Raw genomic sequence first — 17,840 nt, forward strand, 5'->3', positions numbered from 1 at the left:
TCATCTGCTCCGTATGGCGTCTATGGGGTTAACCGAAGCCGCCCTGCCCGCCGGAGCGGTTCCGAAAACAGCAGCAATGAGCATTGACACAAAAAGAGCAGCAAAGAACACTACAGGGGAGACCTGCGCAATAAATATTCCAAAGCCTGAAACCGCTTTTGCACCTATTGAGCCCAAAAGAAACCCTAAAAGAGCCCCCAGAAGAGTTATTATGCCGAACTCCAGTATAAACTGCGTAAATATATCAGACTTTGTTGCGCCGAAGGCACGCCTTATACCTATCTCCTTAGTGCGTTCCTGAACAGAGATAAGAAACATGTTTGCCATTACAAATCCGCCCACAGAAACTGTGAGCAGGGTCATTATCCCGATGAAAACCATTATTGCGCCGCTGACAGCAAAAAAGAATTTCATTATCATATCGGGACTTATTATCATAAAGTCGCTGTCCTGATCATCAGCCAGATTGTGACGCATGCGGAGAAAGCTTTCAAGCTCGTCAACCCGCTGACTGATATTTTTTATATCCTCGAAGCTCACACGGAGCATCATAATATGCTTGTACTGACCGGAGATACGCTTCATCACAGACGAAAGAGGCATTATAAACCTGTCATTCATATCACCCCTCATCCCCATGAGAGACGCAGGCTTAAGGACACCGATTACCTGACAGTAAAAGCTGTTAACCTTAACATATTTGCCTATAGGATCCTCTGATTCATCAAACAGAGTCCGCTTAACAGTATCACCCAAAACACATACATTAGCGGCGGATTCCTGATCAACAGGCAGAATGTCTCTTCCCGAAGCCAGTTCCCATGACTCCATCCCCGTATATGCAACAGGAGTTCCAATAGCAAAAGCCACATGGTGCTTGTCACGGTATGAGATCCTTGTGCTGCCGTTCGGCAGAAAGGGATGGACACTGTATGCCGTGGGGAATGCATCTTTAATAGCCTGGACATCCTCAACTGTAAGAGTCATCGACCTGAAACCGTGCCCGCCCACATTCCTTTGCCCGCCGAAAATCATGACAGTATCAGGACCGAAGGTGTTTATCAGCTCGGTAACAGATTTATAGGCTCCGTTGACTACTGCAACCACAAGAGTTACAGCCGCAATACCCAGACCTATAGCAAAAACAGAAAGAAATGTTCTGAGCCTGTAGGAAATGACTCCCTGAACAGCCTCAAAGAAAATATTTATAAGTTTTTTCACTCAGCCGCCGTTTTTATCTTTGTCCAGATCGTACTGCTTGATTTTGCGGTGAAGATACGTCCGCTCAATATCAAGAGTCTTTGCCGATCTGCTTATGTTCCATGAGTTACTCTTTAGAACATTCAGAATGTAATATTTCTCAAAATTTTCTTTGGCGTGCTTCAGAGTGTAGCTGAATTCTATATCATACTTAACAGGTTTTTCCGGTGCGCCTAGCAGAAAAGAAGGAGCATCCTCCACTGTGAGAGTATCTTCATCCGCAAGAACAACCATCCGCTCAACTATATTTTTAAGCTGACGCACGTTGCCCGGCCATTCAAAACGGGTAAACGCATCCATAAGGTCATCGTCTATCCTGCGAAGGGGCATCCCGTTCATGGAACATGCTTCTCTCACAAAGAAATTGACAAGGGAAGGAATATCCTCGCTGCGCTCTCTCAGAGGGGGTACAACAAAGGGGACAACATTGATCCGGTAATACAAATCCTCACGGAAGTTTCCTGCTTTGATCTCCTCTTCGAGATTTTTGTTTGTGGCGCATATAAGCCTGAAATCCGATTGTATAAGCTCATTTCCGCCCACTCTGGTAAACTGGCTTGTTTCAAGCACACGGAGCAGCTTTGCCTGTGCGGCAAGCTCCATATCGCCTATTTCATCAAGGAAAACAGTTCCGCCGTCCGCCATCTCAAACTTACCCTTGGTTGTGGCGTGGGCTCCGGTGTATGAGCCTTTTTCATGCCCGAACATTTCACTTTCAATCAGGTCAGAAGGTATGGCGGCGCAGTTTATCTCCACAAAGTTTTTCTTGTCCCGTTTGCTGAGCATATGAACAAGGCGTGCCACATGCTCCTTTCCTGTTCCGTTTTCACCGGTGATGAGAACCCAGGCGTTGGTCGGAGCTATTTTTTCTATTTTTCTTTTAAGCTCTGCCATGCGGGAGGAGGAGCCTATAAGGTCATATTTTTTGAGAGTGTTAAATTTATATTCACGCAGGTCGTGTATCAGCTTGAGCTTGTCTTCAAGGTGCTTGACAATAAGCACAATACGCTCAAGGGAAAGAGGCTTCTCAAGGAAATCCCACGCCCCGAAGCGGATCGCCTCAACTGCGTTTTCGATATTGCCGTGTCCGCTTATCATTACCACTTCAATTTCGGGGTAGTAGCGTTTGATCTCTTTTAAGCCTTCTATTCCGTCCTTATCCGGCAGCCATATATCCAGAAAAAGAAAGTCATACATCTGGCTTTTGAGCTTTTCATATCCTTCGGAAAATGTAAGAGCATAATCAACCTCGTAGCCTTCATCCTCAAGGATTCCCTGTATTGTCGTACATATATTCTTTTCATCGTCTATAATGAGTGTTTTCAATGTCATACCCCTTTGGGCAGCTCCAGAGTGAATCTGGTATATTCATTCTGCCTGCTTTCAACCGTGATAGTTCCGTTGTGTTCATCAACAATCTTCTTAACTATCGCAAGCCCAAGCCCTGTTCCTTCCGCTTTTTTGCTGAAATACGGAACAAAAACCCTGCCTATATCCTCCGGTGCTATGCCTGCGCCGTTGTCCTCCACTGTGATACGGCACATGCCATTCTCAGATATGACATTAATCAGTATCCTGCCGCCTTTTTCCATGGCATGAATGGCGTTGTTCAGCAGATTATAAAAAACACGTTTAAGCTGATTTCTGTCGGCATTTATTTTACAGTCACGGCTTTCATAAACAAATTCAATATCAGGGTGCGACTGACGGTAAAAGTCTGTCACCTCAACGAGAAGCTCACCCAGATTAAACACACCTTTGGTGAGATCAGGCAGACGGGAGAAAGAGTTAAACTCATTCACCATATTCTGAAGCTCGTTAACCTCTGTTATAATCGTATCCATACTGCTGTTCACAAGTTCACCGTCAGCACCTTCAAGGCTTTTGCCCAGACGCTTCTTCACCCTTTCCGCAGTGAGTTTTATGGGAGTAAGAGGGTTTTTTATCTCGTGCGCTATTCTGGTAGCTATCTCACGCCAGATGTTCATTCGCTGGTTTTGTATAATATCAGTCAGATCATCAAGCACCATAACCACATTTTCCACATCGCCGTCCGCACCGAAAAGCTTGGTGATTGTAACTGCGAAGGTGCGCAGGTCATCCCCTACAGAAAGCTCTGTCTGAGAATGTTTTGAGGACTTGGTACTGAGCATGAACTCACGGAGTTCTCCCATTACATTATTTTCAAAAGAATCAGGGTTATTGTTCCGCAGCATCTCGGCAGGATCGTTGTATTTAAGGATCTGTAAAGACTCATCAAAGAGAACTATAGCCGATTTTACATTTTTAAAAACAGTATCAATATACTGGTTATCCTTTGCTATCTGCATGAACATTTCTGCGAGCTTTTCATTTTTCAGATTAAGCTCCTCATTATGTTCCTTAAGCCTTTTAACCATGTCGTTGAATGCTCCGGTCAATACTCCGACCTCATCCTCGCCCACGGATTCCAGCTTAACGTCAAGATTACCTCTAGAAACATTAAGAGACGCTTCCGCCAGTTTTTCCAGAGGCTGTGTTATACCCCTTGAGAATATAAGGCTGCCCCATATCCCGGCGAAAACCACAAGAAGAGTCATAAGCACAAGCAGAAGCTTATAAGCGTTTTTAACAGGTTCTGCAAAAAACTGTGTCTGGCTGTAGTTATTATATGAATCGAGTATTTTAGAGACCTGCTCCGCCTCATTAGCGGGAACCTTTCTGTAAATAAAAACAGCACCGAGAACCAGATTTTCATTGCTTTTGGAAACAACAGGATGCCCAACCCAGTAGATCTGCTCGTAACCGAAAAACTCATAACGGGCAACTCTCTGCTTGCTCAGTATCTCGTTAACCACGTCACCGTTAACAAATGAGAAAAAGAAGAATCCTCCCTTTTCTTCTGAGCTTATTTTTGCTTCCTGATTATTGTATATGGCTATGCCGTCTATCTGGTTTTTAGCGGAATATTCTTTTATATACGCATCCAGCTCTTTTTTGTACCTGGTCTGCATAAAGTCACGTTCGGATATAACCTTTGAAAGAGTGCTGCTATGTTCGATAATATCCTGCTCAAGCCTGTTCTGGTATTTCTGCATCAGGTCTATTGAGCTTTTGAGCGCCTGCTCTATCTGGGCGTCAAACCATTTATCAATGGTTTTGTTTATTACGGTGCTTGAAAAGGCGAACACTATAAAGACGGGAATAACCGTAAGCACAACAGAGAATATAACCAGTTTGCTTTGAAGCCTTGCACCGAAAATATTCCGCCGCCGCTCCGCCAGCATCTTGCCCAGATTGCGGAAAATAAGAATGAAAACAACAAGCAGAAGGATAATGTTTATATTGATAAGCAGGAATATTGATACGTTGGAGTACCACGGGAAGCCGGTGTTGACAATATTTGAGCCCGCAGCGAGGTTAACTGCCACAAGAGCGGCAAAGAGAAGTGCGTAAAGCCCTATGCGTTTTACGGTGAATTTGCCCTTAAGCAGCATCAGTTTCTTTTTGCGTTCCGAGAGTCCGAACATTCTGAATCTATTTATCATCCTCGCCGAGGAGTTCATCAAGAGCGCCGGAGGTAATGGACGGGTTGGTGCTGTCCTTGGTTTTCTTCTCCGGTCCGGCTGTTTTTTTACTGTCAAAATCGAAAGTGAGGTCATCCAGAGAAAGCGCTCCGGCTTCCTCTTCCTGCTTTTCCGGTTCTGCTTTTTCCACAACTATCTCAAGGTCATCAAAGAGATCATCAAGCCCGTTGTCAGGCTGATACTGCTCGTGGGAGACAGAAGGTTCATCGTCTTTTGTCTGCGGTTTTATCTCAATGTCACCGAAAATTTCACTTTCATCGAAGTCATCATCAACCTCTATCAGCCCGAAAGGTGAAGGCTCGTTCTCTTCCTTTGCAGGTTCTTCAAAGACAGCTTCACCGTATCTTTCAATAAGATTTTCAGGCTCGGCACGGCTTTCAGAAGCGGCGAATTTATCAAGATCCAGTCCGCTTTCCTCTTCCGCTGCCGGTTCATTAACAAAAGAATCGAGGTCAAATTCAGAGGTTACTATGGAAAAATCATCTATTTCAGGTTCGGCAGGGATCTCAATAACAGGTTCCGGCTTTTTCTTTGAAGGAATAGGATCCATAAGTGAATATTCAAGAAGGCTGTTCACTTCCGGATCATCAGTATGATCAAAAGAGTCTACAGCCAATGTGCCTGCCTCCTTTTCACCGCCGATAAGACCGGATTTTCTGCCGTGGAGTTCATCATCTATCATCTGTGCGCTTTTTGAGTCACCGGATCTTGCGTATGCTTCACGGAGCATGTCAAGCACCTGATGCTTCATATCCATCGCCTGTGCTTTTTCCACTATACTGCGCATGCTTTCAAGGGCGGTTATGGTTTTCATTTCATCTATGAATTTAAAGCAGGTTTTCGCAAATGAGTAATCGAGAATGGCATCAGAAACAGAAGCTATTTCAGACAGTATATGCTCAAAGCTGTCCGCATGCCCTTCGGCAACTGCATTTTCAAGCAGATAACCGTATATTTCAGGCTTGGGATATTTTCTCTTCAAACGCACAAACAGAGGCACAAGGGAATCAAGCTCCGCACTTTTTACTATTTCAGCAAAGTAGGCTTTGTCAAAATTCTTTTCCAGATGCTCGGCTATAACATCAGTGAGGGATGCTGTGCTTTCAGGGTTATTTTTTATGTATTCAGGCAGATGCTTGATATATATCGCACTGTCTGCTCCGGTATCCACGGCGCAGTTTATGAACAGAGTAAGATCCGCAGGTGCGATGCTTTTGAGGGCAAGCCCCTTTTCGGCCATGAGCCTCACTTCGTTTGAGGAGCCGAAACGGCGCATAACCTCAATGAGCGAGGCGATGTCAGACGAATTAGCAGATTTAACAGAGGTAAGACGGCGCAGGATACGGTCTGTCTCCTGAACAAACCCCCTGCGGGATTTATCCTCCAGAAGTCCGGTAAGGATGCTTATCTGCTCTGTTATCAGAGCCTTTTGTCCGTAAAGATCCGCAAGCTTTTCCTGATACGATTCTTTATCAGGATAATTGCGGATTATCTTTTTAACCAGTGCTATGGACTTTTCAAGATAATTTCCGCCTTCAAACTTTCTCAGGAGAGCGTCATAAACCTCAAGACATTTTTCCTTATCCCCCATCTGGCAATAGGCATCGCCCATAAGGTTCATCGCCTCAAAATTGTCAGGCTGCACCGTAAGAATTTCGCCGCAGGCTTTAACTGTCTGTTTGTAGTTTTTTTTGGAGTATAAGGACATAGCGTCCTGAAAGTTTTTTTCTTTTCTCCCGAAAAAAAGCATCATCTTATCCCAAGAAACCTATGTATTTGAGGACGGTAGAACATTTCGACCCCTTCCTTTGAGAATATCACCTGAACTGTGTCTATTCTATTAAAATCCGCTTTATTATCCACCGATTGAGCAAAAATTTCGGTCACTCCCGCTTTATATAATATAGAAGCGGCCTCGGCTAATTCTTCTTCTGTGTTGCTGTCGTCAAAAACAGCCTTAAGATAATATCTGCTCTTACCCAGAAACTTCAGTACCGGCAGCAGCTTGGCAATATTTTCACGCCAGTCCGCACGGCAGAGTTTAATATCCACACTGAATATATCAAAGACAGCCTTAAGCTCCTTCAGTTCGGAATGCCTGTAGCCGGAAGTTTCCAGAAAAAGCATGCAGCCTGCCTGTTTAAAAAGCATCGCTGTTTCCTTAAGGAATTTAAGCTGTTCCGTCGGCTCACCTCCGGTGAAAGAAACGGAGTGAAACAGGCTTAAGTCCGCTCCGGCGCAGACGGAAACAAAAAACTCCTCCGGAGTAACAGGATTGCTTACTGTTTTGCCATATACATCAAAGCTTTCGGGAGTGTTAAACTCAGTGTCGCAGTATTCGCACCCCACAGAGCATCCGGCAAGGCGGACAAAAAGCTGGCGGGCACCTGCATAAAGCCCCTCACCCTGAACCGAGTGAAAGACCTCGTTTACCTGCCCCTTATTCCCAGTATTCCGCAGCGGCATTATCGCTCTCCCATACTACAACTCTCTCCACCATGGAGCCGAAATGCTCTTTCAGTTTATCGTAGATAAACTTGCTCATATTTTCGCTGGTGGGGTTAACTGTTCTGAAATATTCCAGTTCGTTTATGTATTTATGGTCAAGCCCGTCCAGAATTTCGTTAAGGTGCTTCTTTAAAACCTTGAAATCCACAAGCATGCCTATTTTATCCAGCTTATCAGAAGAGAGATAAGCCTCTACCTTCCAGTTATGACCGTGGAGGTTTTCGCAGTCTCCTTCGTATTCCCTTAAATTGTGGGCGGATGCGAAACTTTTTATAACTCTTACCCTATACATTTTCTTAGCTCCGTAATTTCTTTCGGCGAGAGACTCTTTATCTCCCCCGTTCTTAATCCGTTTATGGTTATGTTGCCTATTCTCACTCTTAAAAGCCTTGATACACGCAGTCCGAAAAAGCGGAAAATCTCACGCACCTGACGTTTCTTCCCTTCGGTGAGTATAAGGCGGAAATGCCCCGACTTTATCCTTTCCGCACCGCAGGGCAGATAGTGCATCTCATCGGTTTTCAGACCACTGCGTATTTCGTCCAGTTCTCTTTCGTCCAAATCACCGTTTACCCAGACAAGGTATTCCTTTTCAGCCTTAAATTCCGATTTCTGAAGCCTGAGTATCAGATCACCGTCGTTGGTAAAAATAATAAGACCTTCGCTGTCATAGTCAAGCCTGCCGGAGTAAGCCAGCTTCTTTTCCCTCAAAAGAGGTATCTCCTCAAGGGTGTCCTTGCCTCTGCCGTCACCGTAAGCTGTGAGCATGCCTCTCGGCTTGAAAAACCTGTAATATTCGAGGGCAGTCTCCGTAACAGGCTTACCGTCCAGTTCAACGGAATCTGTCTCTGCAACCTGAACGCCAAGCTCCGTAACACCTGCGCCGTTTATGCGCACACGCCCTTCTTCTATCAGCCTGTCCGCCTCACGGCGGGAAACACCGCAGTTAGCGGAAAGAAATTTATTAAGTCTTACTGTCATCCGCCGCCCTGTTTAAGTTCCTGCCACTCACGGAAGGTGGGCATCTCGGAAAGGTCATTCATCCCGAAATATTCCAGAAAGTGCTTTGTAGTTACATAAAGAAGAGGTTTCCCGGGCACATCCTTTCTGCCAGCCACCTTGACAAGGTTTCGGTCAAGGAGATACTTCACAGTGCCGGAGGAGTTTACCCCTCTTATTTCGTCTATTTCGAGCCTTGTCACTGGCTGTTTGTATGCTATTATCGCCGCTGTCTCAAGGCTTGCCCTGCCCAGTGCATCAGACTTTTCGCCGAAGTGAGGTCTAAGTGCCTCCACAAGAGAGCTTTCCGTAACGAGCTGAAACCCGCCGGAAACCATGCGGATTCTAAGCCCTGTATCCAGCTTATTAAATTCTTCGGCATATTCCAGAAGCCTGTTTTCAAGGTTCATCGGCTCAAAAAATGCACGGAAGAACTTTTTCTCAAGAGGAGTGCCGGAGAGGAAAAGAGAAGCATAAAAAATCTTTTTTTCCCGTGTTTTATCCATCCTTCTCCTCCGTTTTTTCTATAACAATCTCGCCGAAGTTTTCATTCTGGGACGCATCAGCAACTTTGTTTTTAAGAAGGTCAAGTACCGCAAGAAGCGACACAGCAACCTCTTTTCTGCTCCTGCATGATTTTACAATATCGCTCCAGAACATGCGGCATTTCCTTATGACCAGACTTTTCAGCCTCGCCACTACTTCCTTGAAGTCCACAATATTCTTCTCCACCACCATCTTGGTTTTTCGTTCCTTTGTGGTGAGGTCAAAGAAGGAATCAGCCAGTAAAAACGGGTCTTCAGTATCCGCCTGCTCCTTGGCAATGAACACAGTGTCCGCACGCATGAGAAATTTGGAGGATTCCTCCTCCCTCTTCTTAAGAACAGCGGAAACATCCTTATAAAAGGAGTATTCCACAAGCTTCTGTGTAAAAAGGTATTTTTCCTCTTCAGGATCAAGCTCCTCCTCAAAGAAGGTGTCTCTGGGAAGGAGCATTCTTGACTTCAGATAAACAAGGTAAGATGCCATGTTTATGAAATCTGAAGCCACTTCTATGTCAAGCTGCTCCATCCTTTTTACAGCGGCGATGAAGCTTTCCGTAATGATCGCTATGGGAATGTCGTAAATATTCAGCTCATTCTTATATATGAGGTGGATCAGCAGATCCAGTGGACCCTCAAAGTTTTCCAGTGAAACATCAAGAAGTTCGCTGCTCATATTTTTATGGCTTCACGCACCTTTTCCATAAGCTTGCCCGCCTCATCGTTCGCTTTTTTCTGCGAACCTTCGAGGAACTCGTCCATGTCTTTTATCTCTGAGTCAAACTTGCGTCTGCGCTCCTGAATCGGTTCAAGGAACTCTCTCATATGCTTAACAAGGATCATCTTGCAGTCCATACAGCCTATTCCCGCTCTTTTGCACTCCGTTGTGATATACGCCCTCTCCTCATCTGTTGAGAAAACCTTATGGTAGTCAAAAACAGGACAGACCTCAGGATCGCCCGGATCTGTCTTACGCTGACGGCGGGTATCTGTTTTCATGCGTTTCAGCTTCATTTCAACTTCATCAAGGTCTTCGGAAAGCATAATAGCATTGCCGTAGCTTTTGCTCATTTTGCGCCCGTCAAGCCCCGGAAGCTTGGGAACTTCCGTCAGCAGACCTTCCGGCTCAACAAATACATCAGCATTATAAAGAAACTGGAAGCGGCGCACTATCTCACGGGCTATTTCAAGGTGAGGAAGCTGGTCTATACCAACAGGAACATAATTTGCGCCGTAGATTATTATGTCCGAACTCATAAGAACCGGATAACCGAGAAAACCGAGGTTTGAAAGGTCTTTATCAGTAATTTCCTGTTTGATCTCCTTATATGTCGGGCATCTTTCAAGCCAGCTCACGGGAGTGATCATAGAAAGCAGCAGAAAAAGCTCCGCATGGTATAAGTTTTTCGACTGAACAAACAGGGTCGCCTTTTCGGGATCAATGCCTGACGCGAGCCAGTCAAGCACAAGCTCACGCCTCATCTCTATAATATTTTCGGGATTTTCATAATTGGTTGTAAGTGCGTGCCAGTCCGCCACGAAGTAAAAGCATTCATGTTCGTTCTGAAGTTTCACCCAGTTTTTGAGCGCACCGAAGTAGTGTCCTATATGGAGTTTGCCCGTAGGGCGCATTCCGCTTAAAACTCTTTTCATCTATTTTTACCTCTTATCAAATTCTAAAGAAGAAACGCTGTCAGGTAACGGATTACGGGAAGAACTGTTTTATCAAAAATACCAGTAAGAAACAGCAGGATAATGATGATAAACCCGTAACGCTCTGTCTGCGAAAATTTGTACGCTTTTTCAAAAGGGAGAAAATTGGTGAGTATTCGCCCTCCGTCAAGGGGAAGGATCGGAATAAGGTTGAATATGGCGAGGGCAACATTTATCTGCACAGAGAGTTTCAGCATTATCGCAATGGGCATAGCCACTCTGGCAAGCATTGTATCAGCATGGATCGGCACAACAAGTATTGCCTGTAAAAGCAGTGCAGATGCAAGGGCAACTGCGATATTAGAAACAGGACCTGCGGCGGCAACAATAGCCATGCCGTATTTATTGCCCCTTATGCGTGAGAAATTCACAGGGACAGGCTTCGCCCAGCCGAAAAGCTGTGTGATAAGCAGGAAAAGAAGCCCTACAATGTCAATATGTGCAAACGGATTAAGGGTAAGACGCCCAAGCCTTTTTGCTGTATCGTCACCAAGCATGTATGCCGCAACCCCGTGCGAAAGCTCATGCACGGTGATAGCAAAAAAGAAAGGCACAATCGCCAGAGACATAAATCTTATATATTCTGTAATATTAAAATCCATCAGAATTTAATACCAGATAAACGGGTTGCCGTCAATTTCTCATACCGCACATCACAGCAGCAGAACAAAGGACATAAACCAGTTAAGCTCCATCCTGTCCAGATCTCGCTGTCCGCAGGGAGCGGAGTAATATTTGAGTGATTTTCTGGTGAGGCAGGGGTAGCGGTATTCTTTGAGGATATGCTCATATTCCTTCATAGCCTCTCCTCTTCTGCCGGAAATATCCATAAGCATGGCACGCATCATCATCACTGTGCCTTCTCTGTAATGGTCAAGCCCGTGGGCAAGGGTTTCATCGGCAAATTCCAGAGCTTTTGCGTATTCCCCCAGCTTGGCATACGAAACAGAGAGAAACAGCGGGAAAGCGTACTCATCCTGTTTCATGTTTTTCAGCCCTGACATTATGCTCACAAGCTCTTCATAGTCATGCTTTTCTGAATGTTCGCAGCCGGAAAGGGTGTAGGTCTCCATAACTTCCGAATGCGGAACATCAGGCTTAATAACCCTTAAGGGCTCTGTTTTGCCTGCAAACAGGTCAGAGATGGAATAGTCGTATATATCACCCGCTGTTGACGGGGTTGTTCCGTCTGCAACGGCTATGCGGTCATCAGCAAAACTGAAGCTGGCGCTTGAGATTGTGTTGCTGTTGGCAACAGTACATCCGGCATAGAGATCTTTCTTCATGCCTATATCATAAAAATCGCCGAGTATTTTGAACATTTTTATATGGTCCACACCGAACCACATTGAACTCAGCATATCATCCATTCTCTTCTTGCGATAAAAGTTGTTCTGAACCCAGATGTACGCCGGAACAAACTCATCCGCTCTTTTTTGAGGAGTATGCGCCATGTTCGCATAGCTGAATTTGTTTTCAGTGACTTTAAACTCGCTCATTCCTTTGCTGTTCATCTCGAAAACGGAGCATTCACCTGTTTTGCCGTCCGTGATAAGGATACCCCAGCCGCCTGCCGTTTTCTTAGTTTCAAGGAGAGAACGGACATCAGCTATGTTGCGGCATGTTCCCATAATGTCAGAAACTATGCCAAGCACAGGTTCACCGCTTAGTGACACTTCTCTGGTGAAAAGAACATGGAGCGATATGGCGAGACCTTCCTCGTTTATGCTGGTAAGACCGGGCAGAAGCAGACCATCCGCCGTGAGGGTTATTGAGCCGATTTTGTTCTTGGGTTTGATAACGATCAGGGCGTGATCCCTTGTCCAGTATTTCCCGCCGTAAAAGTCCAGATTTCGCCCGTGGATTATTCCATTCCCTTTTTTGACGGCGAGGCTTGAGCATCCGAGAAAAATCTGCGGCATTCCGCTTATGAAATAGCCGGATTTGCCAACCAGATACAGAAGCATATCAGGGTATGAGAGACTTTTTGACACTGTGGCGTAATCGAGCCCAAGCAGTTCGGAATATGTTTTCCAGAAGACAAGGTCGTTTTTGTTATATTTTGATGAAATAAGCCCTGTGAGCTTTTTCAGGGCAAAAAGCCCCATATTGCCCAGAAGGTTGTTCCCCATTATTCCGCCGAGAACCATGCGGGGGAAATCCATGAAGTAATCGAGGGTTTCCCTGTGCGCTATCTGCCCGTAAAGGGCGGTAGCTATCTCTTCCTGTGTACCTTTAGCGTATATAACTTTCATATATTACCGTGATATTTGTCCATCAGACTTTTCACCAGTTCAATATCGGATGAATAGGTGATTTTTATATTTTCCGGAGTGGATTCCACATATTTTACAATGTGACCTGCCATCTCCATAGCCATTGACTCATCTGTCGGGTTTGTTTTCATCCTCGCTGCATCCATTACGGCGGCAAGGAGCTTTCTAAGCTCAAAAACCTGGGGTGTGTGGCTCAGAACATATCTGTTTCTGTCCACAGTACCCTCTATTCCGTTTTGCGATATTTTTTTGAGGGTCTCCCTCACAGGGACACAGCATATGCAGGCGTCATGTTCCTCTGCTGTTTTGATGGTTTCCCTTGTAACTTCCGCCGGAACAAACGGACGCACAGCATCGTGTATAAGCACATGGCTGCTTTTTACCTCAAGCAGGCAGTTAAGCACTGTCTGCCAGCGTTCGGAGCCGCCCTTCACCATGCGGTACTTTATACCCAGAGAATCGGCAGTGTCCCTGATTAGAGGGAAGTCGTCCTCCCCTGCTCCGATTATAAATTCATCAAACTCATAAGCATCATGCAGACATTTCAGAGCGTAATATAATACCGGACGTCCGCCAAATTCTGCAAACTGTTTTTTAACATCACCGCCGAAACGCTTTCCCACTCCGGCGGCAGGGATAACAGCAGTTACGCTCAAGAACGCACCTTAGTGAAAATTATACGCCCTGATTCCGTCTGGAGAAGGCTTGTAACATTCACTTTCACAGTTTCGCCCATCATCTTGCGTCCGTTTTCCAGAACAACCATTGTGCCGTCATCCAGATAACCCACACCCTGTGCGTGTTCCTTGCCCTCTTTCACTATGGTGATTGTAAGGTCTTCACCGGGAAGAATATTCTGGCGCATAGCCATGGCGAGGTTATTGAGGTTTATCGCTCTGATGTTCTGAATTTCAGCCACTTTCAGCAGGTTAAAATCTGTCGTGATTATATAAGCTTTAAGCTTTTTCGCCAGAGCCACAAGTTTTTCATCCACAGTGCCTATATCGGTGAAATCTGTCTGGTTTATCTCAACGGGAATTTTGGTCTGTTCCTGTAATTTCTTCAATACATTCAAGCCCCTGCGCCCCTTCTGCCTGCGGAGATGATCATGTGAATCGGCAATGTTCTGAAGTTCCTTCAAAACAAAAGTGGGAATAACCAAAGCGCCTTCCATCAAACCAGTGTCAACAATATCCGCTATGCGTCCGTCAATCAGGGTTGAGGTGTCCAGAACCTTCTGCTGGGCAACGTATTTCACAGTTTTCTGCTTCGAGCTTAATATCTTGGAAAACAGAAGCTCAAAGACCCAATGCACCTTCATTCCGAGGATGATACCCAGATAAAGCATAAAGAAATACAGACCGAGTTTAACTGCCTCGTTTGATACCAGCGAGTCAAAAATCGTCGCAAGCAGATAGGCAATAAGCGAAAAAACAACTCCGCCCACAGCTCCGGCTAAGAACTTGTAACTTTTAAAATCAGAAAAAAGACTCTCTATGAAGTAAATAGAGAAAATAATGACCACTGAATAGGTCACTGCGTAATAGATGTCGATGCCGAGAGACTCATGCATCAGCACAAAAACGGAAAAAATCATTAAAGAATACAAAAACCTGAAAAGCCACATAAGCTTCCCCCTAGAATAGAAAAAACAGCCCCGCCGGTATTAAAAGAAGGCGGGGAAAAAGACTATAATTCCAAATATGGTCGGATATACAAAAAAAACAAGCTACAGCAAACCTATAAGCCTGCTCAACATTATACGGACAAAATATATCACCACAAGCAGTATAATCGGGCTTATATCTACAAAGCCAAGGGGGGGAATTATCTTCCTGAAAGGCTCCATTACAGGTTCTGTCATAGCTATAACAAACTGAACCACAGGATTTCTCGGATCCGGACTAACCCACGACATAAGCGCACGGATAATTATAAGCCATGTAAAGAGTCCGAGAAGGTCTATCAGCACCTTGATTCCTCCGGCTACAGCACCTTTCACAGCCGGAACAAGCTGCACAGCACCGGTGGTGGACATATAAAAACCGAGATGGAAAAAGCTGTCCATAACAACAAAAAGAGCAAAAAGAACAATCAGCGCAGGCAGAACAACGGCATTGCCGGGCAGATTAATAAAGCTCCTTGTGAGTTTAACCCAAGGCAGAGCAATACGGTAGAAGAAAGTGGAGTAAGTTGTTGTGCCAAATCGATTTATCGTACTGCCAACAAGAACGGCAACAACATAAAACATCAGAATAAAACGCAATACATCATCAAAAGCATAGAAAAAACCCCACACTATCCCGCTTGAACTGAGGAACGAGACTGTGAGCCCGTAAGCCACAGCTATAACAGCCACAAAAAGCGGAGCAAGGGTGTCGGAACGTTTTTTTGTCATTTTAAGCATGTTCATATATACAGGATTGGTAATAGACGCAACCAGCTTTCCAAGCGGGTTAAAATGAAGCTCCTGCGAAGTCATCGCCGCATGAAGCAGTATTACGCATATAAGAAATTTAACGGCAAAGCCTAATATAATAATCATTTAAACAACTTCCTCCTCAATAACGTCCGCCGAAAAGAGCTGTACCGATCCTGATCAGAGTCGATCCTTCTTCCACGGCGACTTTAAAATCATCGCTCATTCCCATTGAAAGAATGCGCAAATCTATATTATCGCAAGTAAATTTCTTCTTCATCTCTTCCATAAGCTCACGGGTGCGTGCAAAATGCACCCTGTTTTCCTCCGCCTCATTCACGAGGGGCGGCATCATGGTAAAGCCGTTTACTCTTATGTGTCCGCATTTTGACGCCGCTTCAAGAAGTTCAGGCAGTTCATCCACAGAAACACCTGATTTGGCGGGATCATTTGCGGTATTAACCTGAATAAGCACGTCCTGCACTCTGTCAATACGGGCAAAATGCTTTTCCATTTCATTTAAAAGCGGTATCCTGTCCACAGAGTAGATCAGCCCGAAATTGTCTTTAAGATATTTTACCTTATTTGTCTGCAAATGTCCGATGAAATGAAGATCCAGATCCTTTAATCCTTTCAGTGTTTCACGCTTTTCCAGAGCTTCCTGAATCTTGTTTTCACCGAATAATCTCTGCCCCTGTTCATATGCCTCAACTATGCTTTCTGCGGGAAAAGTTTTGCTCACAGCAAGGAGAGTCACACTGTCCGTTCTTCCGGCACGTTTTAAAGCGTCTCCCACTTCCCGCATTATTCTTTCTTTCTGTTCCTTGAACAATTTACTTCCTCATCAGGACTGAAATCATCCTGCCTGTTCTGCCGTTGTCCCGCCTGTACGAGAAAAGATATTCTGATGAGTATGTACAGTCAGAAACACGGACTATTTTTGTTATTCCGGCATTGCGGAGTATGTTCTCAACCGCTCCGCCAATGGAGAAGCAGGTTCTGCCGCCGGAAACTTCCACATTCCCGCCGTGTCCTGCTTCGGTAAAAGCCTTAACCAGCTCTTCGCCGACCTCGTAGTTTGCCGCACTTATACCTGGACCTACAACGGCTTTTACAACCTTATCACCCGCATCTGCAAACATATCGAGTGCCTTCTCCACTATTCCCGCAGCTGCGCTCTTCCACCCGCAATGTAAGCTTGCGAGACAGGTTTCACCCATAAGATGCACATTCCAGCAGTCAGCAGTCAAAATCCCCAGAGCGATTCCCCGCTCACGGGTAAAAAGCCCGTCACCGTCAGAAAACATAACATCGGCTATATTGCCCGCCGTAACTTCGCGAATAATGTTTCCATGAACCTGATTCAGCGTAACCAGCCTGTCGATATTCCATGCGGTTTTAAGCTTCTCAAGGTTTTTCAGCACCTTAAAGCAGTCATCCCCCACATGCAGAGCAGCATTAAAAGAGGTGTATTCCCCTTCACTGAACCCGCCTCTGTTTGTGGAGGTTATCTGCAAAATATCGTCATCATTAACAGCGCATATATAATCAGCGCCGTCTTTGGTAATCAGCAAAATTATTTCCTTTCCTGAAGCTTGGCAAGCAATCTGAGTATTTCAATATACAGCCAGATCAGCGTTACCATAAGCCCGAATGCCGCATACCACTCCATATATTTCGGAGCACCTGCTTCTGCTCCGTTTTCTATGAAATCGAAGTCAAGCACAAGGTTAAGGGCGGCGATTATCACCACTACAACGCTTATTCCTATGCTGAGCGGGCTTGAATCGTGCATGAAGTTCATCTGAATGCCGAAAAAGCCGAGGACAAAGCTTGCAAGGTACAGGATCATTATTCCGCCCGTGGCAGCAACAACACCAAGCTTGAAGTTTTCTGTCGCCTTGATGTACCCGCTTGTATAAGCAAGGAGCAGTGCAACAAGAACAGCCACGGTAAGCATGATAGCCTGAAGGACTATGCCCGGATAGCGCATTTCAAAAAGAACTGATATTCCGCCTATGGCAAGCCCCTGAAGAGCGGCATAAAGGGGAGCTGTTATCGCAGCATATTCCTTTTTGAACGCAGTAATAAGAGCAACCACAAGTCCGCCGATCATACCAGTTATCATGAGTGCGCCAAGATACTGAGTATTCCCGCTTACAGCCATATTCCAAGGGATATAGCCTGCAATGAGAAGGATCACAGTGAGCAGGAATGTTTTATTGACTGTGCCTCTGATTGTCATAGCATCGTCAAATCTGGCTGCGGATGTGCCAAGGGAACTTCCGCTCTCGCCCTTGGTGTAAGTGGCTGCAGATGCAGCCACCCTTTCGCCTCTGGCGGCAGCGGCTGCTTTCTGGAATGCTTTGTCTGTAAGCATAGGGTTTGATGTTCTCATTTTCGTAAAAGCTCCTTTATTTAATAATCTAAAAAATTACATCCTGTATTTTTTGTATACACGCTCGCGGCAGGGTAAACCTGCCTTCGCTACGCACGGTGGAAAATTCAGCTAAACCATATATCAGAATATCCCAGAGGCGGAAACTCTTCAAGAGAA

General features: G+C 45.3%; 18 protein-coding genes. All 18 read right to left on the bottom strand.

All coding sequences use genetic code 11. From position 1 onward, the window contains the following. The 18 genes from ACYRYY_RS02430 to ACYRYY_RS02515 all read right to left on the bottom strand — a co-directional run bounded on the left by ACYRYY_RS02430 (position 1) and on the right by ACYRYY_RS02515 (position 17,681). Positions 1–1,221, bottom strand: a complete 1,221-nt coding sequence (locus ACYRYY_RS02430; protein WP_460213902.1) for an ABC transporter permease — start codon at positions 1,219–1,221, stop codon at positions 1–3. Beyond that, positions 1,222–2,592, bottom strand: a complete 1,371-nt coding sequence (locus ACYRYY_RS02435) for a sigma-54-dependent transcriptional regulator (RefSeq protein WP_460213903.1) — start codon at positions 2,590–2,592, stop codon at positions 1,222–1,224. Next, positions 2,589–4,805, bottom strand: a complete 2,217-nt coding sequence (locus tag ACYRYY_RS02440) for a sensor histidine kinase (protein WP_460213904.1) — start codon at positions 4,803–4,805, stop codon at positions 2,589–2,591. Before ACYRYY_RS02440 ends, ACYRYY_RS02435 begins: the two co-directional genes overlap by 4 nt. Then, positions 4,777–6,579 carry a tetratricopeptide repeat protein gene (locus ACYRYY_RS02445; RefSeq protein ID WP_460213905.1) on the bottom strand — a complete coding sequence of 601 codons (1,803 nt, stop codon included), beginning with the start codon at positions 6,577–6,579 and terminating at the stop codon, positions 4,777–4,779. The genes ACYRYY_RS02440 and ACYRYY_RS02445 overlap by 29 nt, the downstream gene beginning before the upstream one ends. Then, positions 6,576–7,292, bottom strand: coding sequence for a radical SAM protein (locus ACYRYY_RS02450; RefSeq protein WP_460213906.1), 717 nt, complete (start codon positions 7,290–7,292; stop codon positions 6,576–6,578). Before ACYRYY_RS02450 ends, ACYRYY_RS02445 begins: the two co-directional genes overlap by 4 nt. After that, positions 7,267–7,626, bottom strand: a complete 360-nt coding sequence (gene queD / locus ACYRYY_RS02455) for a 6-carboxytetrahydropterin synthase QueD (RefSeq protein ID WP_460213907.1) — start codon at positions 7,624–7,626, stop codon at positions 7,267–7,269. The genes ACYRYY_RS02450 and queD overlap by 26 nt, the downstream gene beginning before the upstream one ends. Beyond that, a complete protein-coding gene (locus ACYRYY_RS02460; RefSeq protein WP_460213908.1) occupies positions 7,614–8,315 on the bottom strand; it encodes a pseudouridine synthase in 702 nt (233 codons plus the stop codon). The genes queD and ACYRYY_RS02460 overlap by 13 nt, the downstream gene beginning before the upstream one ends. Then, the gene (gene scpB / locus ACYRYY_RS02465) at positions 8,312–8,839 is read right to left on the bottom strand and encodes an SMC-Scp complex subunit ScpB (RefSeq protein WP_460213909.1); all 528 of its coding nucleotides are present in this window, start codon (positions 8,837–8,839) and stop codon (positions 8,312–8,314) included. Before scpB ends, ACYRYY_RS02460 begins: the two co-directional genes overlap by 4 nt. Continuing rightward, positions 8,832–9,551 (bottom strand): segregation and condensation protein A, encoded by a 720-nt coding sequence (locus ACYRYY_RS02470; protein WP_460213910.1) that lies wholly within the window; start codon positions 9,549–9,551, stop codon positions 8,832–8,834. The genes scpB and ACYRYY_RS02470 overlap by 8 nt, the downstream gene beginning before the upstream one ends. Further along, positions 9,548–10,528 (bottom strand): tryptophan--tRNA ligase, encoded by a 981-nt coding sequence (gene trpS, locus ACYRYY_RS02475; protein ID WP_460213911.1) that lies wholly within the window; start codon positions 10,526–10,528, stop codon positions 9,548–9,550. The genes ACYRYY_RS02470 and trpS overlap by 4 nt, the downstream gene beginning before the upstream one ends. Before the next feature lie 23 nt (positions 10,529–10,551). Then, positions 10,552–11,190, bottom strand: a complete 639-nt coding sequence (locus tag ACYRYY_RS02480) for a site-2 protease family protein (RefSeq protein ID WP_460213912.1) — start codon at positions 11,188–11,190, stop codon at positions 10,552–10,554. A gap of 51 nt (positions 11,191–11,241) precedes the next feature. After that, positions 11,242–12,843, bottom strand: coding sequence for a carcinine hydrolase/isopenicillin-N N-acyltransferase family protein (locus ACYRYY_RS02485; protein ID WP_460213913.1), 1,602 nt, complete (start codon positions 12,841–12,843; stop codon positions 11,242–11,244). Further along, positions 12,840–13,520, bottom strand: coding sequence for a 2-C-methyl-D-erythritol 4-phosphate cytidylyltransferase (gene ispD / locus ACYRYY_RS02490; protein ID WP_460213914.1), 681 nt, complete (start codon positions 13,518–13,520; stop codon positions 12,840–12,842). Before ispD ends, ACYRYY_RS02485 begins: the two co-directional genes overlap by 4 nt. Beyond that, complete coding sequence (locus tag ACYRYY_RS02495; RefSeq protein ID WP_460213915.1) at positions 13,517–14,491, bottom strand: PIN domain-containing protein; 975 nt, start codon at positions 14,489–14,491, stop codon at positions 13,517–13,519. The genes ispD and ACYRYY_RS02495 overlap by 4 nt, the downstream gene beginning before the upstream one ends. Positions 14,492–14,593: 102 nt before the next feature. Next, on the bottom strand, positions 14,594–15,409 hold the full coding sequence (locus ACYRYY_RS02500) for a YggT family protein (protein WP_460213916.1): 816 nt from the start codon (positions 15,407–15,409) through the stop codon (positions 14,594–14,596). A gap of 16 nt (positions 15,410–15,425) precedes the next feature. Beyond that, positions 15,426–16,115 carry a YggS family pyridoxal phosphate-dependent enzyme gene (locus ACYRYY_RS02505; RefSeq protein ID WP_460213917.1) on the bottom strand — a complete coding sequence of 230 codons (690 nt, stop codon included), beginning with the start codon at positions 16,113–16,115 and terminating at the stop codon, positions 15,426–15,428. A gap of 1 nt (position 16,116) precedes the next feature. After that, positions 16,117–16,857, bottom strand: coding sequence for a polyphenol oxidase family protein (locus ACYRYY_RS02510; RefSeq protein ID WP_460213918.1), 741 nt, complete (start codon positions 16,855–16,857; stop codon positions 16,117–16,119). A gap of 2 nt (positions 16,858–16,859) precedes the next feature. Continuing rightward, on the bottom strand, positions 16,860–17,681 hold the full coding sequence (locus ACYRYY_RS02515) for a Bax inhibitor-1/YccA family protein (protein ID WP_460213919.1): 822 nt from the start codon (positions 17,679–17,681) through the stop codon (positions 16,860–16,862). Positions 17,682–17,840 lie beyond the last annotated feature (159 nt).

It is taken from the genome of Geovibrio sp. ADMFC3 (assembly GCF_054687035.1).

Excerpts from the sequence above, each read along its gene's own strand:
- ACYRYY_RS02435 (WP_460213903.1), bottom strand. The coding sequence starts at position 2,592 with ATGACATTGAAAACACTCATTATAGACGATGAAAAGAATATATGTACG.
- ACYRYY_RS02440 (WP_460213904.1), bottom strand. The coding sequence starts at position 4,805 with ATGAACTCCTCGGCGAGGATGATAAATAGATTCAGAATGTTCGGACTC.
- ACYRYY_RS02445 (WP_460213905.1), bottom strand. The coding sequence starts at position 6,579 with ATGATGCTTTTTTTCGGGAGAAAAGAAAAAAACTTTCAGGACGCTATG.
- ACYRYY_RS02450 (WP_460213906.1), bottom strand. The coding sequence starts at position 7,292 with ATGCCGCTGCGGAATACTGGGAATAAGGGGCAGGTAAACGAGGTCTTT.
- queD (WP_460213907.1), bottom strand. The coding sequence starts at position 7,626 with ATGTATAGGGTAAGAGTTATAAAAAGTTTCGCATCCGCCCACAATTTA.
- ACYRYY_RS02460 (WP_460213908.1), bottom strand. The coding sequence starts at position 8,315 with ATGACAGTAAGACTTAATAAATTTCTTTCCGCTAACTGCGGTGTTTCC.
- scpB (WP_460213909.1), bottom strand. The coding sequence starts at position 8,839 with ATGGATAAAACACGGGAAAAAAAGATTTTTTATGCTTCTCTTTTCCTC.
- ACYRYY_RS02470 (WP_460213910.1), bottom strand. The coding sequence starts at position 9,551 with ATGAGCAGCGAACTTCTTGATGTTTCACTGGAAAACTTTGAGGGTCCA.
- trpS (WP_460213911.1), bottom strand. The coding sequence starts at position 10,528 with ATGAAAAGAGTTTTAAGCGGAATGCGCCCTACGGGCAAACTCCATATA.
- ACYRYY_RS02480 (WP_460213912.1), bottom strand. The coding sequence starts at position 11,190 with ATGGATTTTAATATTACAGAATATATAAGATTTATGTCTCTGGCGATT.
- ACYRYY_RS02485 (WP_460213913.1), bottom strand. The coding sequence starts at position 12,843 with ATGAAAGTTATATACGCTAAAGGTACACAGGAAGAGATAGCTACCGCC.
- ACYRYY_RS02495 (WP_460213915.1), bottom strand. The coding sequence starts at position 14,491 with ATGTGGCTTTTCAGGTTTTTGTATTCTTTAATGATTTTTTCCGTTTTT.
- ACYRYY_RS02500 (WP_460213916.1), bottom strand. The coding sequence starts at position 15,409 with ATGATTATTATATTAGGCTTTGCCGTTAAATTTCTTATATGCGTAATA.
- ACYRYY_RS02515 (WP_460213919.1), bottom strand. The coding sequence starts at position 17,681 with ATGAGAACATCAAACCCTATGCTTACAGACAAAGCATTCCAGAAAGCA.